This window comes from Rhodanobacter fulvus Jip2, assembly GCF_000264315.1.
Lineage (GTDB): Bacteria > Pseudomonadota > Gammaproteobacteria > Xanthomonadales > Rhodanobacteraceae > Rhodanobacter > Rhodanobacter fulvus.
Genome location: NZ_AJXU01000036.1, coordinates 1 through 14,964 on the forward strand (window position 1 = coordinate 1; position 14,964 = coordinate 14,964).

The 14,964-nt window shown below is 67.3% G+C and carries 10 protein-coding genes; 2 read left to right on the forward strand and 8 right to left on the reverse strand.

The features are described 5' to 3' along the window. Positions 1–66 precede the first annotated feature (66 nt). Both UU9_RS09270 and UU9_RS09275 read right to left on the reverse strand, forming a co-directional pair. Positions 67–915, reverse strand: a complete 849-nt coding sequence (locus tag UU9_RS09270; RefSeq protein WP_156804249.1) for an IS3 family transposase — start codon at positions 913–915, stop codon at positions 67–69. Further along, the gene (locus tag UU9_RS09275; protein WP_040670695.1) at positions 873–1,229 is read right to left on the reverse strand and encodes a transposase; all 357 of its coding nucleotides are present in this window, start codon (positions 1,227–1,229) and stop codon (positions 873–875) included. Before UU9_RS09275 ends, UU9_RS09270 begins: the two co-directional genes overlap by 43 nt. A gap of 463 nt (positions 1,230–1,692) precedes the next feature. Between UU9_RS09275 and UU9_RS09280 the strand changes: the two genes are divergently transcribed. Together UU9_RS09280 and UU9_RS09285 are read left to right on the forward strand one after the other, a co-directional pair. Next, on the forward strand, positions 1,693–2,868 hold the full coding sequence (locus tag UU9_RS09280; RefSeq protein ID WP_007081489.1) for an endo-1,4-beta-xylanase: 1,176 nt from the start codon (positions 1,693–1,695) through the stop codon (positions 2,866–2,868). Positions 2,869–3,104: 236 nt separating this feature from the next. Beyond that, the gene (locus UU9_RS09285; RefSeq protein ID WP_007081490.1) at positions 3,105–6,272 is read left to right on the forward strand and encodes a TonB-dependent receptor; all 3,168 of its coding nucleotides are present in this window, start codon (positions 3,105–3,107) and stop codon (positions 6,270–6,272) included. A gap of 198 nt (positions 6,273–6,470) precedes the next feature. Here the strand turns inward: UU9_RS09285 and UU9_RS09290 are convergent, their stop codons facing one another. From UU9_RS09290 to UU9_RS09315, 6 genes are all read right to left on the reverse strand, one after another. Continuing rightward, the gene (locus tag UU9_RS09290) at positions 6,471–7,787 is read right to left on the reverse strand and encodes a gluconate:H+ symporter (protein WP_007081491.1); all 1,317 of its coding nucleotides are present in this window, start codon (positions 7,785–7,787) and stop codon (positions 6,471–6,473) included. A gap of 97 nt (positions 7,788–7,884) precedes the next feature. Further along, on the reverse strand, positions 7,885–9,909 hold the full coding sequence (locus UU9_RS09295) for a YjhG/YagF family D-xylonate dehydratase (protein WP_007081492.1): 2,025 nt from the start codon (positions 9,907–9,909) through the stop codon (positions 7,885–7,887). Then, positions 9,909–11,507 carry an aldehyde dehydrogenase family protein gene (locus UU9_RS09300; RefSeq protein WP_007081493.1) on the reverse strand — a complete coding sequence of 533 codons (1,599 nt, stop codon included), beginning with the start codon at positions 11,505–11,507 and terminating at the stop codon, positions 9,909–9,911. Before UU9_RS09300 ends, UU9_RS09295 begins: the two co-directional genes overlap by 1 nt. Next, positions 11,504–12,322, reverse strand: a complete 819-nt coding sequence (locus UU9_RS09305; RefSeq protein WP_007081494.1) for a fumarylacetoacetate hydrolase family protein — start codon at positions 12,320–12,322, stop codon at positions 11,504–11,506. Before UU9_RS09305 ends, UU9_RS09300 begins: the two co-directional genes overlap by 4 nt. A gap of 120 nt (positions 12,323–12,442) precedes the next feature. Continuing rightward, the gene (locus UU9_RS09310; RefSeq protein ID WP_007081495.1) at positions 12,443–13,906 is read right to left on the reverse strand and encodes a mannitol dehydrogenase family protein; all 1,464 of its coding nucleotides are present in this window, start codon (positions 13,904–13,906) and stop codon (positions 12,443–12,445) included. Next, positions 13,906–14,952 (reverse strand): sugar kinase, encoded by a 1,047-nt coding sequence (locus UU9_RS09315; protein ID WP_007081496.1) that lies wholly within the window; start codon positions 14,950–14,952, stop codon positions 13,906–13,908. The genes UU9_RS09310 and UU9_RS09315 overlap by 1 nt, the downstream gene beginning before the upstream one ends. Between the last annotated feature and the right edge of the window lie 12 nt (positions 14,953–14,964).

Genomic DNA, 14,964 nt, shown 5'->3' on the forward strand with positions numbered 1-14,964 from the left:
ACTCAATAGATCAGAGCATCCCTAACGCTGGAGGAGAGTTCCTACGCAAAAGTGGACACCCTCCGGTTAGGCAGCCAAGGCTTCGAACTCGACGGGAGAGCGATAGCCAAGTGCCGAGTGTAAGCGCTTGCTGTTATAGAAATCGATGTAGCTGCGTACGGCAGCTCTGAGGTTGGATTCGCTGGTGAAGCTCTGGCGGTGATACATGTCGGACTTCATGGATTTGTTCCACGATTCCATGTGTGCGTTGTCGGTCATGCGGTGCGGGCGATTCACGCTCTGCACCAACCCGGCGCTGGCCAGCGCCTGCTTGAAATCGCTGGCCAGAAACTCCACGCCGCGATCACTGTGCAACAGCGTGCCGGCTGGCGGCTTGCGTTGACGCAGGGCTGCGGCCAGCGCTCGACGGGTGAGGCGAGCGGTTCGGTCCGGGCCCAGCGACCAGCCCAGCAGTCGTCGCGAGTAGCGATCCATGACCGTGGCCAGGTAGCGCCACGTACCCGACACTTTCAGATACGTCACATCCGTGACCCACACCTGATCGGGTCGATCCACCTCTAGCTCATGGACGTGATTGTCGACGCTGGAGAAGAAGCGATTCACGCCGGGACAGCGTCGATACAAATCGGCTGAGCACCCCCGCACGGCGTTGTCCCGCATCAATCGCTCAATCCGACGGCGTCCGACCGGCTCGCCCTTGTTTTGCAACTCCTTGTGCACGCGCGGGCTGCCATAGGTCTGCCGGCTGTCATCATGGATCTGGCGAATCTTCCCGAGCAGGCGTGCATCCTCCTGCGTGCGCTGGCTGGCCGGACGATCACGCCAGGCATAGAAGCCACTCGCGCTGACGCCATACAGTCGGCACAACAACCTCACGGGGTGGAACACTTGCTGCTGTTGGATGAAGGCGAAGATGTCACCTTTCGACCGGAAGTGAACGCGATCGCTTTTTTTAAAAGGTCATGCTCGAGCTTCAGCTGCTCGTAGGCCTTCTTCACGCGGCGCAGGTCCTTGAGCTCGGCTGCTACCGCTTTGTCCACCGCCACACCCTTCGTCATGATCACACCCTCGCGCGCCTGTTTTCGCCAACGAGACAGCATGAACGGATGGATGTAAAGCGAGGCAGCAACGTCCTGTACGGCGACCCCGGGCAACTGGCTCAAACGGGCGGCCGTCGCCTTGAAATCATCGGTATATCGATAGGTTGTTCGTGGACCTGGTTTTGGCATGGTGAGCAATCCTGAAGTGGTAGTTCAGGGTGTCCACTAAAGCGTAGGAACTCTCTCGGCGACGAAGTCTGCCGTGAATGCTGGTAGATCGTGAAAGTGGTTGCTGTCAGGACTCGTCATGAAGCTCCCCTCGGGGCCTAACGCTAAGTAGCCCCCAGAAACGGGGCGTTGCACGCAGTATGCGGCGGCTGTCTTGACCTCACAAGCAACGAAATCCGTTGGGATATTGAGCCCGGCACGGCGGATTCGTGCTGGTCCGCAGCCTTCCCGCAGTGTTACACAACACTTTTGCGGGCGTATGAGTTACGCGCACAAAAGCGAGGTGTAACGCGGGGAATGCGCGCTGGTTTTCGGGCAACGGGCTTGCGCGGCGTTGGTGGGGGCGTCGGGGTGACGGCGTGGATTTGTCTATCATCGGTGGTGCGCCCGCGCTTTCCGCAGCTTGGCCATGACCGGAGCCACCATGACCCACCGACGCACTGCCCTTCGCCCGATCCATGCCGCAGCGTCCGCCTTCCTGCTGTTGGCCGCCTGTGCGCTGCCTGCGCATGCCACCAATGCGCCGGTTACCACGCTCAAGCAGGCGTACGCGAACGACTTCCTGATCGGCACGGCCGTGAATGACGACATCGTCAGCGGCAAGGATGCGGCGTCGCGGGCGTTGGTGCTGAAGCATTTCAACGCGATCACGCTGGAGAACGCGATGAAGGCCGAGGTGGTGCATCCCTTGCCCGACCAGTGGGACTTCAAGGCGGCGGATGCGTTTGTGGACTTCGGCCAGAAGCATCACATGTTCATCGTGGGCCACACCCTGGTGTGGCACAACCAGACGCCGGAGTGGTTTTTCCAGGACGACGCCGGCCAACCGCTGCCGGGCAAGCAGCTGGCCGAGCGGATGCGCCAATACATCGAGAAGGTGGCCGGCCGCTATGCCGGGCGCGTCGACAGCTGGGATGTGGTGAACGAGCAGATTGGCGACGACGGCAACTACCGCGACACGGCATGGGTGCGCGGCATCGGCGATGGCGACGAGTTGATGCGCTTGGCTTTCGGCAATGCCGCCCGCTACGCGCCAAACACGGAGCTTTACTACAACGACTTCAACGCGTGGCGACCCACGAAGGTGGCCGGCATCGTGCGCATGGTGAAGATGCTCAAGGCGCATGGCATCCGCATCGACGGCGTGGGCATCCAGGGCCATTGGGGGCTGGATTACCCGTCGCTGGCCGACATCGAGGCGGCGATCGACGCGTATGCCGCGGCCGGGGTCAAGGTTTCGATCACCGAGCTGGATGTGGACGTGCTGCCGCTGACCAAGGAGGGCCAGATCATCGGCCAGGGCATGACCCATCCGCAGTTTCAGCTGCCGGAGTTCAAGAAGTTCCTGGACCCTTATCGCGATGGCCTGCCGGCCGACGTGCAGCGGCAGCTGACCGACCGCTACGCCGCGCTGTTCGCATTGTTCCATCGCGAGCGCGACAAGCTGGAGCGCGTGTCGGTCTGGGGCGTGACCGACGACATGTCGTGGAAGAACGGTTACCCGATCCCGGACCGCACCAATTACCCGCTGCTGTTCGATCGCCACCACCAGCCCAAGCCGGCGCTGGATGCGGTGCTGGCGGTACCGCTGCGGCATTAGGTCGCGGCGCTACGCCAAGCGCGCGCCATGGCTGGCAAGCGATGCCGCCGCTCGCGCGATACTGGAAAAAACCGTATATGAAATCGCTCGCGGCGCGCGTATACAGATAAAAATGTTAGCGCTATCCAAGCTATAGCAATTGCCGCGGCCAGGCTTGGGGATTTTACTGGTACGCAGAAAAATGGAGACGGCGCAGCGGGGGCTGCGCACGTTCCATCCATCGAGAAGGGGGAGACATGAAGAGGAACAGCCAAGAGCTGCTGCTGGGCGGAGCGCGCGCGCGCGGAAATCATCGGTTTCGCGAGACGCGGCTTGCCGCCGCCATCGCGCTGGGCATGGCGCTGGTAGGTGCGCCATGCCTGACACAGGCGCAGGACGCCAACACGGACGCGCCGGCAACCACCGCGCCCGAGTCGGCGGCGATGGCGCCATCCAAAAAGAACACGGCGGCCAAGCCGGACGTGTCGGAAATGGGTGCCATCACGGTCACCGGCATTCGCGCCAGCCTGATGTCGGCGCAATCGCTGAAGCAGAATGCGGACCAGATCATCGATTCGGTGACGGCCACCGACATCAACGCGCTGCCCGACCGCAGCGTCACCGAAACCCTGCAGCGCATCAGCGGCGTCACCGTGGATCACTTCCTGGCCGACGACGACCCGAACCATCCGGCGGCCGAGGGCAGCGGCGTGCTGATCCGCGGCCTGCCCTACGTCGGCAGCCTGCTCAATGGCCGCACCAGCTTCTCGGCCAACAACGGCCGCGCGCTGGGCTTCCAGGACGTACCGGCGGAATTGATGGCCGGCGTGGACGTGTACAAGAACCCGTCCGCCGAAATCATCGAAGGCGGCATCGGCGGCACGGTGAACCTGCGCACACGCATGCCGTTCGATACCGGCAAGACCACCGCGTTCTCCTTCGGCATCAACGACGGCGACATGGCGAAGAAGCACAAGCCGGCGGCCTCGTTCCTGTACAGCAACGTGTGGGAGAGCGATACCTACGGCAAGTTCGGCGCGCTGTTCGACGTGGCGATCTCCGAGCTTTCCACGCGCAGCGACGGCGTGCAGGTACAGCCCTACGTGTTGCGCCCGACCAAGACCGACGGCCCCGACACCTGGTTGCAGGACGCCGACGGCAACTGGCGCAACGACCTCGGCGCCACCGTCGCCGATGGCGCGCCCAATGGCCAGGGTTATGTACCCGGCGGCGTCAACTGGCGCCGCATGGACATGGATCGTCGCCGCATCGGCCTGTACGGCGGCCTGCAATGGCAGCCGAACGACCGCTGGGAGATCTATTCGCAGTTCTTCCGCTCCAACTACAACCTGCACTGGTCCGAGCACTTCGTGCAGTCCAACGAGGGCAACTTCTACAACCCGCTGCCGGCCAATGGCACCAACTTCACCTATGACGACCGTGGGGTATTCCAGACCGGCACCATCACCTCGTCGGCGTGGCGCGGCGACCCGGCACTGGGGCCGTTCGGCAACAACGCGTACTACACGACGAACCGCGATGCCCAGCAGTTCACGCAAACCACCGACTGGTCCAACGGCTTCAAGGTCAACCTCACCGACAACGTGATCCTGAGCGGCGACCTGCAGCTGGCGAAATCCGTCAGCAACACGCTGGACTTCACCGTCTACAACCAGATCTACATGCCGCCGCTCTCGCTCGACGTCAGCGGCAGCGTGCCCAGCGTGACGGTCACCGACCCGGCCTACCTGGCCGACGGGCACAACTACATCCTGTGGTCCGCCATGGACCATCTCCAGCACGACTACGGCCTGGAGCGGGCCGCCAAGATCGACCTGGAGGTCAACTTCGACAGTGCGGTAGTGCGCTCGCTGCGCGTGGGTGTGCGTGCCACCAACAGCCACCGCTACAGCAACAACACCAACAGCTCGTACAACTGGGGCGCGCTCAACACGCACTGGCTGACGTACAACTCGCCCGAGGACCTGGCCCGCGCCGACACCCTGCCGAGCTGGATGCAGTCCTACGAGACGCTGGGCAACTTCTATCGTGGGGATGCGAACGTACCCACCACGCTGTGGTTCCCCAGCAGCGAGCTGGTCAGCAACTACCGCAAGGCGATTCCTGCGCTGCGCTCGCACGCGCTGGAAGGCGGCATCTGGTGCCCGCAGGAAACCACCGACGGCTCCTGCACGCCGGGAAGCCCGATGAGCGACAACAACATGTGGGAGAAGACCCAGGCCCTTTACGGCTCGCTGTATTTCGGCACACCGGACGACCGCTTCGACGGTAACGTCGGCCTGCGCCTGGTGCGTACCAGCGTGCGCTCGAACGGCTCGGTCACCTTCCCCTCGCTCTCCAGCGCCTCCGGCAGCCTGGGCAATTATCCCCAGGACGTGATCGACGTGATGTTCAGCGGCTTGACCGAGCCGATGGAAGGCCACACCAGCTACAAGAACGCACTGCCGAGCTTGAACCTGCGCTACAAGCTCACCGACGACTTGCAGTGGCGTTTCGCCGCCGGGCGCGCCATCACCCGTCCGGCCATCAACCAGCTCAACGCCTATCTGAAAGTGGGCGCCTCGTGGGCAGCGACGCCGGGCGGTCAGTCGACGCTGGCTGGCTGGAAGGCCACGTCGGGCGGTAATCCGGCGCTCAAGCCGATGATCTCGGACCAGTTCGACACCTCGCTGGAGTGGTACTTCGCTCCCACCGGACAGCTCTACACCACGCTGTTCCACAAGAAGCTGAAGAACTACATCGCCGACGAAATCTGGCTGCAGAACATCGCCGGCCAGACCCTGCCGGTCAGTGGCCCGGTGAACGCCGGCGACGGCACGGTGAAGGGCTTCGAGATCGGTTACTCGCAGTTCTTCGACTTCCTGCCGGGCGCCTGGCGTGGCTTTGGCGTGCAGGCGAACTACACCTACCTGAAGAGCTCGCGCATCGCCGGCACCACGTCCTGCGACCCGAACCACAACAACGGCAGTTGCGATGCGGAGTTCATCGTCAACAACCAGCCGCTGCCGATGCAGGGCCTGTCGCCGAAGAGCTACAACTTCACCGCGATGTACGAATACGGCAACTGGTCGGCACGACTGGCCTGGTCGTGGCGTGATCGCTACCTGCTGGCCGAGCAGGATTCGGGTGACACCTACGTGCCGGTGTGGAGCGACAGCTTCGGCCAGCTGGACGGTTCGGTGTTCTTCAATATCAACAAGAACGTCAAGGTCGGGCTCCTGCTCAACAACCTGACGAACGCCAAGACCAAGGTACTGATGGGGCCGTCGACGTATGCCGACAGCGACGCCCGCATCAACAACCCGACGCTGGCGCCGTCCGGCTACGTCGACCAGAACCGTTACCTGCGCAGCACGTTCGTGAACGATCGTCGTGCCGAAGTGGTGATCCGCGCCACGTTCTGACCCGCCGCACGACTGTCCGCGCCGCCTGCAACGGGGCGCGGACAGTCACGGCGATTGCCGCTTGCCGACGCGTGTGCCGTCCGGCAAGCGGGCTCTTTTCTCTCGATGCATTCCACCGGACCAAGGACGCGCGGGGCGACAGCACCCGCGGCCCGCGCGTGGGCCATCGTCAGCTCGGCGGGTGAGGCAGGGGCGGGCTCAGCCCACCACCGTGTTCAACAGCAGCACGCCGGCCAGGCCGATCAGCGAGATTGTCGTCTCCATCACCGTCCACGACAGGAAGGTCTGTTTCATGGAGAGGTTGAAAAACTCCTTGAACATCCAGAACGCCGAGTCGTTGACGTGCGAGCCGAACACGCTGCCGCAGCCCACCGCCAGCACCATCAGCTCGGGCGAGGCGCCAGTGGTGGCGATCAGCGGGCCGACCACGCCGGCGGCGGTGAGCACGGCCACCGTGGACGAACCGATCATCACCCGCAGCAGCGCGGTGGCGAGCCAGGCGAACACCAGCGGCGTCATCTGCCAGGTGCGGCTGAGCTCGGCGATGGTGGCGCCCACACCGCTGTCCACCAGCACCTGCTTGAACACGCCGCCGGCGGTGATGATCAGCAGGATTACCGAGATGCCGCTGATGGCGGCGTTGAGCCAGCGGGTCTGGGTTTCCAGCGCCGCGCCGCGGCGGTAACCGAGCCAGTAGAACGCGGCCACGGTGGCCAGCAGCAGGGCGATGGTGGGATTGCCCAGGAACAGCAGGGTTTCGCGCAGCACACCTTTGGGCAGCACGCCGTCGGCCAGCACCGAGAGACCGATCAGCCAGATCGGCGACAGCGCGATCAGGAACGAGCTCCACGCGCCCGGCGGCGACTGGTCGGTCGTGGTGGTGGGGCCGGCAAACAGCTCCAGCATGGGCGGGTTGATCGCCTTCATTCGCCGCGCCAGCCACGGGCCGGCGATCACCACCGCGGGTATCGCCAGCACCACGCCGTACATCAGGGTGTGGCCCATGTCGGCGCCGAACGCGTTGACCAGGAACACCGGCCCCGGGTGCGGCGGCAGGAAGCAGTGGGTGGTGCTGAGCGAGGCCACGGTGGGAATGGCCAGTTGCAGGATTGGCAAGCCGGTGCGCCGCGCCAGCGAGAAGATCAGCGGGATCAGGATGATGAAGCCGGCATTGAAGTACAGCGGGATACCGACCATGAAGCCGGTCAGCAGCAAGGCCCACTGGATGTTGCGCAGGCCCAGTTTCGCGACCAGGGTGGTGGCGATCTTCTCCGCCGCGCCGCTCTCTTCCAGCACCTTGCCCAGCACCGCGCCCAGGATGATCACCAGCGCCAGCCCGGCCAGCGTGCTGCCCACGCCGTGGTCGATGGTCTTCAGCAGCTCCTGCGGCGACATGCCCAGCAGCAGGCCCATCGGGATCGCGGTCAGCAGCAGCGACAGGAACGGGCTGACCTTGCGCGCGGTGAGAAAGATCTGCACGGCGATAGCCGCGGCGATGATGAGAAACGTGACCATCCAGTAACTCCCCTGGTGCGAACAGCTTCATGCATGACCGCGACGACCTGGGCCGACGCTGCGTGGTGTGCCGGCGCCGCGGCGCCGGCGTGATTGTTCAGTCGGCGACCTGCTCCCCGCGTTGCCGCGCCAGCGCCTCGCGTCCCGCGCGCAGCGTCTCCACGATGGCGTCCACGTCGTACACGCAACCGCCCCAGGTACCGCCGCTGGCTTCCTGCAGCGCAGCCCACAGGCGCGTGTCGTTGGGCAGCTTCGGGTGCGGTGCGATCGCCGGGTGGATCGGGCGCGCGGCCAGCATGGCGGCGGCCTCGTCACGCGACAGCGGCTGGTCGGCATCGCTGCCAATGAAGTCGATGCGGCCCTGCAAGCTGTTGCGATCGATTTCGATGCGCACCAGGTCGCCGTCGCGCAGCCGCCCGATCGGGCCGCCGGCCAGCGCCTCCGGCCCCACGTGGCCGATGCAGGCGCCGGTGGAGACGCCGGAGAAACGCGCGTCGGTGAGCACCGGCACGTGCTTGCCCCAGGGCAGGTATTTCAGTGCGGAGGTGAGCTGGTAGGTCTCCTCCATGCCGGTGCCGGCGGGACCGCAGCCGGCCAACACCACCACGTCGCCGGCCACCACCGCGCCCTCGCCCTTGCGCTTGATCGCCACGATCGCCTCGTGCTCGGAGGCGAACACACGCGCCGGTCCGGTGCGGCGATACACGTTGTCGTCGTCGACCACGGTCGGGTCGATCGAGGTGGCCTTGATCACCGAACCATCGGGGGCGAGGTTGCCGACCGGGAACACCAGCGCCGAGGTGAGCCCGGCCGCGCGCGCGGCATCGGGGCCCATGATCACGTTGGCCGGGTCGATGCCGTCCAATTCGCGCAGACGTTCGCGGGCGATGCGGCGTGCCTCGCTGTGCTCCCACCATTCGAGGTTCTCGCCGACGGTGCGGCCGCTGACGGTGGGCGCATCCAGATGCAGCAGACCCATGGCGCGCAGGTGCAGCATCACTTCGGGCACGCCGCCGGCCATGAATACCTGCACCGTAGGGTGATGACGTGGACCGTTGGGCAGCGCGTCGACCAGGCGCGGCGTGGCGCGGTTGGCGGCGGTCCAGTCGGCCACCGTGGGCGGCGCCAGGCCGGCCGCGTGGGCGATCGCCGGCACGTGCAGCAGCAGGTTGGTGGAACCGCCGAAGGCGGCGTGCACCAGCAGCGCGTTCTCCAGCGCCTGGCGCGTGAGGATGGCCGACAACGGCGTGCCGGCCTTGGCCAGCCGCACCAGCGCCAGCGCCGAGCGCCGCGCCATGTCCAGCCACACCGGCTCGCCCGACGGCGCCAGCGCGCTGTGCGGCAGCGAGATGCCCAGCGCCTCGGCGATCACCTGCGAGGTGGCTGCGGTGCCCAGGAACTGGCAGCCGCCGCCGGGCGAGCCGCAGGCGCGGCAGCCCATCGCGGCGGCGTGTTGCAGGTCGATCAGCCCGTGCGCGTAGCGGGCGCCGATGGTCTGCACCTTGGCGGTGTCCTCGGCGCCGCGCGCCGGCAGCGTCACGCCGCCGGGCACGATCACCCCGGGCAGCTCGCTGGAGCCGGCCAGCGCCATCATCATCGCGGGCAGACCCTTGTCGCAGGTGGCGATGCCCAGCAGGCCACGCCGGTTCGGCAGCGAGCGCACCAGCCGGCGCATCGTCATCGACGCATCGTTGCGGTACGGCAGGCTGTCGAACATGCCGGTGGTGCCCTGGGTGCGGCCGTCGCACGGGTCCGAGCACATCACCGAGAACGGTAGCCCGCCTTCGGCCGCCAAAGTCTCGGCGGCGGTGCGTACCAGCTTGTCGAGCTCCCAGTGGCCGGTGTGCATGCCCAGCGCCAACGGCCGGCCATCTTCGGCGCGCAGGCCGCCCTGGGTGCTGAGGATCAGGTACGGATCGCGCCCGATCTCGCTGGCGCGCCAGCCCATGCCGGCGTTCTGCGTCATGCCGAACAGGTGACCGCTGGGCGCCTCGCGCATGGTGGTGTCGTCGACCGGCAGGCTGCCGGCCGGGCCTTCGCCGCTGGTACGGGTGGTGGTCAGCGGGGCGCCGTCGCCCAGGATGGCATCCAGCAGGGCATCGTCACTTTGCGCGCCGGCCATCACAGGTCGGCCGTGGTCAGCTGCCCGTCAACCAGACGCACCAGCGACCCGGTCGGGTTGGCATCGCGCAGGGCGATCGGCAGCCTTTCCTGGCGCACGTGGTCGTAGCTGTGCAGCGCGGCAAAGCGCAGCAGCGAGGCCGGGATGCCGACGGCGGTAAAGCCGGGATGGCCGGTGGACGGGTACGGGCCGCCGTGGTTCTGCGCGGACGACACCGCCACGCCGGTGGGCATGCGGTCGTTGATCAGGCGACCGACACGGTGGCGCAGCGCCGGGGCCAGCGCGTCGTATTCGGCATCGTCGGCGCCGCCGGTGTCGCTGTAGATGGTGCCGGTGAGGTTGCCCTCCAGCGCCTGCGCGATCTGCTGCAACTGCGCCTGCGACTCGGACAGCACCAGCAGGCTGACCTGGCCGAAGGCCTCGTTCTGCAGCGCGCGCGGTGCCTCGATGAAGCGGCTGCCGGAGACCTTCAGCAGGGTCGGCTGGAACGCGTAACCGGCGGTGTCGGCGATCTCGCCGCCGGCCAGCAACTCGGCGCCGGCGTCGCGCAGTGCGTTCACCGCCTCGGCCACCAGCTGCGGGCTGCGCGGCGTCAGCAGCACGCCGGCGGGCGTGGCCGCGGTCAGCCGCTGCATTTCCTGCACGAAGGCATCGGCATCCGCGCCCGGCGGCAGCACGGTCACGCCGGGCCGGGTGCAGAACTGGCCCGCGCCCATCGCGCAGGAGGCGGCCAGCTCGGCGGCGATAGCCGCGCCGCGCTCGCGCAGCGCACCGCCCAGCACGAACACCGGGTTGACGCTGGACATCTCCAGGTAGGCCGGCGTGCCGGCCGCGTCGGCCGCGGCCTTGATCGCCATGCCGGCCGGACGGCTGCCGGTGAACGCCACCGCGGCGGTGCGCGGATCGGCCACCACGCGCAGCCCCAGCTCGTTGCTGGTGTGGAAGAACATCTGCACCGCGCCCGACGGCAGGCCGCTGGACTGCAGCGCCTCCAGCGCGGCCTCGGCCAGCAGCAGCGAGGTGTGCGGATGGGCCGGGTGTGCCTTGGCGATCACCGGGTTGCCGGCGGCGATCGCCGCGGCGAAATCGCCACCGGAAATGCCGTTGAAGGCGAACGGGAAGTTGTTGGGCCCCAGCACCAGCACCGGGCCGCCCAACGGGCGAAGCATGGAGCGCAGGTCGGCGGCGGTGTCGATCGTGGGCCGGGCCCAGCTGCCGTCGCGCGCGGCGTTGGCGGCCTGGCGCAACTGGCCGGTGGTGCGCGGCAACTCGCCATTGCGCAGGCGCCCTTCCAGCGGCAGGCCGGTCTCGCGATGCGCGGTTTCGACGAGCGCATCGGCGCGCGCCTCGATGGCGGCGGCGTAGGCGTCGAGGAAGGCGCCGATGCGCTCGCCCGGCAACGTCGCCATCGCGGCCGCGGCGCGCTGGCCGGCGTCCAGCATCGCGTCCAGATCGGCCCAGCCGGAAATCGGGTAGTCGTGCGCGTCCAGCTCCTTGCCCTGCGAGGGATCGAACGCATGGAAGCTGCCTTCCGGCGCCTGCGCCTGGACCCAGCGGCCGTCGACGAGGATGGGTTGCATGGAAGTGGGGTTGCTCATGATACGGGGTTCTCCAGTACCAGGCCGCCGATGTCGATGCGCACCACATCGCCGGCCTGCAGGGTGAAAGTTTCGTCCGGCACGATGCCGGTACCGGTAAACAGGAAGGCGCCGTGGGGGAACGCCAGCTCACGGAACAGGTAGCCAGCCAGTTCCTCCAGTGCCCGCTTGATCTGCGAGCTGCGGGTCTGCCCCGCGAACGCCACCGCGCCGCCACGGTGGATTTCCAGCGCGATGGCCAGGTCGCGCAGGTCGTCGGCGCTGCACAGGCGGATGCCCGGGCCGATCGCGCAGGCGCCGTCGTAGACCTTGGCCTGCGGCAGGTACAAGGGATTCTCGCCCTCGATGCTGCGCGAGGACACGTCATTGCCCACCGCGTAGCCGCGGATGCCGCCGGCGCTGTCCAGCACCAGCACGAGTTCTGGCTCGGGCACGTTCCAGGCACTGTCGGCACGTACGCGGATGGGCTGGCCGTGGCCGCTGGTGCGCCAGCCGCAAGCCTTGAAGAACAGCTCGGGCCGCGCCGCCGCGTACACCTTCTGGTAGACGTCGGCGCTCTGCGATTCCGCCTCGCGCGCCATGCGGCTGCTGAGGTAGGTGACGCCGCTGGCCCACGCTTCCTGCGCGTCCTCGATCGGCGCCAGCAGCGCGCCATCGGCTGGCGTGCCGCGTACGGCCGATGCCAGTTGCGCCTGCGCCGCATCAGCCGGCAGTGCCAGCCACGCCGACAGGCTGAACTCGGCGGGGAGGTAATGGCCGTCCAAAGCCCAGCGCGGACCGTCGGCGGTGGTGTGGCGGGTCAGGTTGGGATGCATGGGATGCTCCTGGAAAGCGGGATGGAAAAAAGGTCGTCAAGCCCTGCTCGTCATTCCAGCTTGACCAGCTTCGCTGTTGAAAAAGCTCCTCGCCGGGATGACGACTGTTTCTGAGCTTCCTCAGACATCGGTCAGCGCACGGCGCACCGCGTCCGGCGTGGCCGGCGCCAATGCGGCATAGGCAGCGCGCAGCGCGGTGGTGAAGCGGATATCGCCGGCCAGCGCACCGAACACGCTGTCCAGCGCCAGAAAGGCATCGACGTTGTCGGCCGCGCCGATGCAGGCCGCACCGATGCGCGCCAGCGTATCGGCCAGCGGATCGACGATGGGCACGCCGTTTTTCGCCTGGCGCACCACGAAATGCAGCCACCCGGCCACCGGCAAGCACAAGCGATCGATCGGCCGGCCGGCGGCCAGCGCCTCGGCGATCGTGCCCAGCAGCCGCACCGGAATTTTCTGCGAACCGTCCCAGGCAATCTGCGCCAGCAGGTGGCGGATGGCGGGATTGAGGAAGCGGGCCAGGATGGCGTCGACATAGGCCTGCGGATCAAAGCCGGCCAACACTGGCAGCGTGGGCACGATGTCATCGCGCATCAACTGCTCGATGAAGCCGGCCAACAACGGCTCGGCCATCGCCTCGGATACCGTCTCCAGTTCCATCAGCGAGCCGAGATAGGCCAACGTGGAATGCGGCCCGTTGAGCAGGCGCAGCTTGGCGCGGTCGTAGCCGGCGATATCGTGGCTGAGGGTGGCGCCCGTGCGCTCGAACGGCGGGCACTCGTTGCAGAAGCGGTCCTCGATTACCCATTGCGTGTACGCCTCGCGCTGGATCGGCCAGGCATCGGCGCAGCCCAGCGCGGCGGCCACGTTGTCGCGCAGCGCGTCGTCGGTGGCGGGGGTGATGCTGTCTACCATGGAGCAGGGGAAGGCCACCTCGGCCTCGATCCACGCCGCCAGTTCCGCGTCGATCCGCGCCGCGTATTGCAGTGCGGCGCGGCGCAGGCGATGGCCGTTGCCGGCGAGGTTGTCGCAGCTCAATACGGTGTACGGTGCAACGCCGCGCGCACGTCGTTCGCGCAGGCCGGCGACGACGTAGCCGATGGCGCTGCGTGGCGTCTGCGGCGCGGCCAGGTCGTGTGCGATGTCGGGGTGGGCGAGATCCAGATCCTCGCCCGCCAGGCAATAGCCTTTTTCGGTGATGGTCAGCGTGACCAGCCGTACCGCCGGCTCGGCCAGCCGCGCCAGCACAGCGGCTTGCTCCTCGCTTGCCACCAGCAATTCGCGGATCGCCCCGATCACTCGCAGCGACGGTTTCTCGTCCAGCAGGGCCAGCGTGTACAGCCCGTCCTGCGGGCCCAGCGCATCGCGCACACCGGCGCTGTGCAGCGACACGCCGCAGATGCCCCAGTTCGGATGGTCGGCCAGCAGGTCATCCACATACACCGCCTGGTGCGCGCGATGGAACGCGCCGGGGCCGATGTGCACGATGCCGATGCGCACGGCGGCGGGGTCGTAGTTCGGGCGGATCACCGTCGCCGGCAACGCCGGCAACGTGGCGGCGGACAAGCGTGCGGCCGGCGCCATCAACGCCGCACCTCGAAGCCTTCCTGGGCAAGCAGCGCGAACATGTCGGCCTCGCGCAGCAGGTTCACGTCGCCGAGTACCGAATGCTTGAGGCAGGCGGCGGCGATGGCGAAGTCCAGCGCATCCTGCCCGGCCATGTCGCGCAGCAAACCATGCAGCAGGCCAGCGGCAAAGGCATCGCCGCCGCCGATGCGATCCACGATGCGGGCGAGCCGGTGCGTCCGGGTGGTCAGTACCTGCTCGCGCGTGGCCAGCAGGCCGCTGAGGTCATGCGTGTCCACGTCGAGGTGGCGCCGGTCGGTGGCCGCCATCAGGCGCAGATGCGGGAAGGTGGCAAAGGCCAGCTCGGCCGCCGCATGGAAACGTTGTGGGGCATCGTCCTGGTCGAACGTCGCATCCAGGATCAATGCGATATCGCGCTCATTGCCGAACACCAGCTCGGCCTCGGCCAACACCTCGCGCAGCAGCGCGGGTGCCTGCGCCGCACGCTCACCCCACAGCTTGCTGCGGTAGTTGCAGTCGAACGAGACGCTGACGCCAGCCGCACGCGCCGCGCGCACGGCGGCCAGTGCCGATTGCGCACTGGCATCACCCAGGGCCAGGTTGATGCCCGACAGGTGCAACCAGCGGGCGCCATCGAGCAGGCGCGGCCAGTCGTGCACCGCGGCCGCGGTGCAGGCGAACACCGAACCGGCGCGGTCGTAGACCACCTCGGTGGGGCGCTGCATGGCACCCGGCGCGATGAAATAGACGCCCATACGGCCATCCGCAAAACGGAGGCCGGATGTGTCCACGCCATGGCGCCGCAGTTCCGCGGCGCAGGCGTGGCCAATGGCGTTGTCCGGCAGCGCGCTCACCATGGCGCTGTGGTGGCCGAGGATGGCCAGCGAGGCGGCGACGTTCGCCTCGGCGCCGCCAAAGCGCGCTTCGAGGTGCGGGGACTGCAGCAGCAGCTCCTGCCCCGGCGGCGACAATCGCAACAACAATTCGCCGAAGCAGACGACGCGGCTTTCGCCGCGCGCCTGCTGTGGTGCGTTGGACATCATCAAGCTCGGTAC

Excerpts from the sequence above, each read along its gene's own strand:
- UU9_RS09315 (WP_007081496.1), bottom strand. The coding sequence starts at position 14,952 with ATGATGTCCAACGCACCACAGCAGGCGCGCGGCGAAAGCCGCGTCGTC.
- UU9_RS09275 (WP_040670695.1), bottom strand. The coding sequence starts at position 1,229 with ATGCCAAAACCAGGTCCACGAACAACCTATCGATATACCGATGATTTC.
- UU9_RS09290 (WP_007081491.1), bottom strand. The coding sequence starts at position 7,787 with ATGGTCACGTTTCTCATCATCGCCGCGGCTATCGCCGTGCAGATCTTT.
- UU9_RS09310 (WP_007081495.1), bottom strand. The coding sequence starts at position 13,906 with ATGGCGCCGGCCGCACGCTTGTCCGCCGCCACGTTGCCGGCGTTGCCG.
- UU9_RS09285 (WP_007081490.1), top strand. The coding sequence starts at position 3,105 with ATGAAGAGGAACAGCCAAGAGCTGCTGCTGGGCGGAGCGCGCGCGCGC.
- UU9_RS09305 (WP_007081494.1), bottom strand. The coding sequence starts at position 12,322 with ATGCATCCCAACCTGACCCGCCACACCACCGCCGACGGTCCGCGCTGG.
- UU9_RS09300 (WP_007081493.1), bottom strand. The coding sequence starts at position 11,507 with ATGAGCAACCCCACTTCCATGCAACCCATCCTCGTCGACGGCCGCTGG.
- UU9_RS09280 (WP_007081489.1), top strand. The coding sequence starts at position 1,693 with ATGACCCACCGACGCACTGCCCTTCGCCCGATCCATGCCGCAGCGTCC.
- UU9_RS09295 (WP_007081492.1), bottom strand. The coding sequence starts at position 9,909 with ATGGCCGGCGCGCAAAGTGACGATGCCCTGCTGGATGCCATCCTGGGC.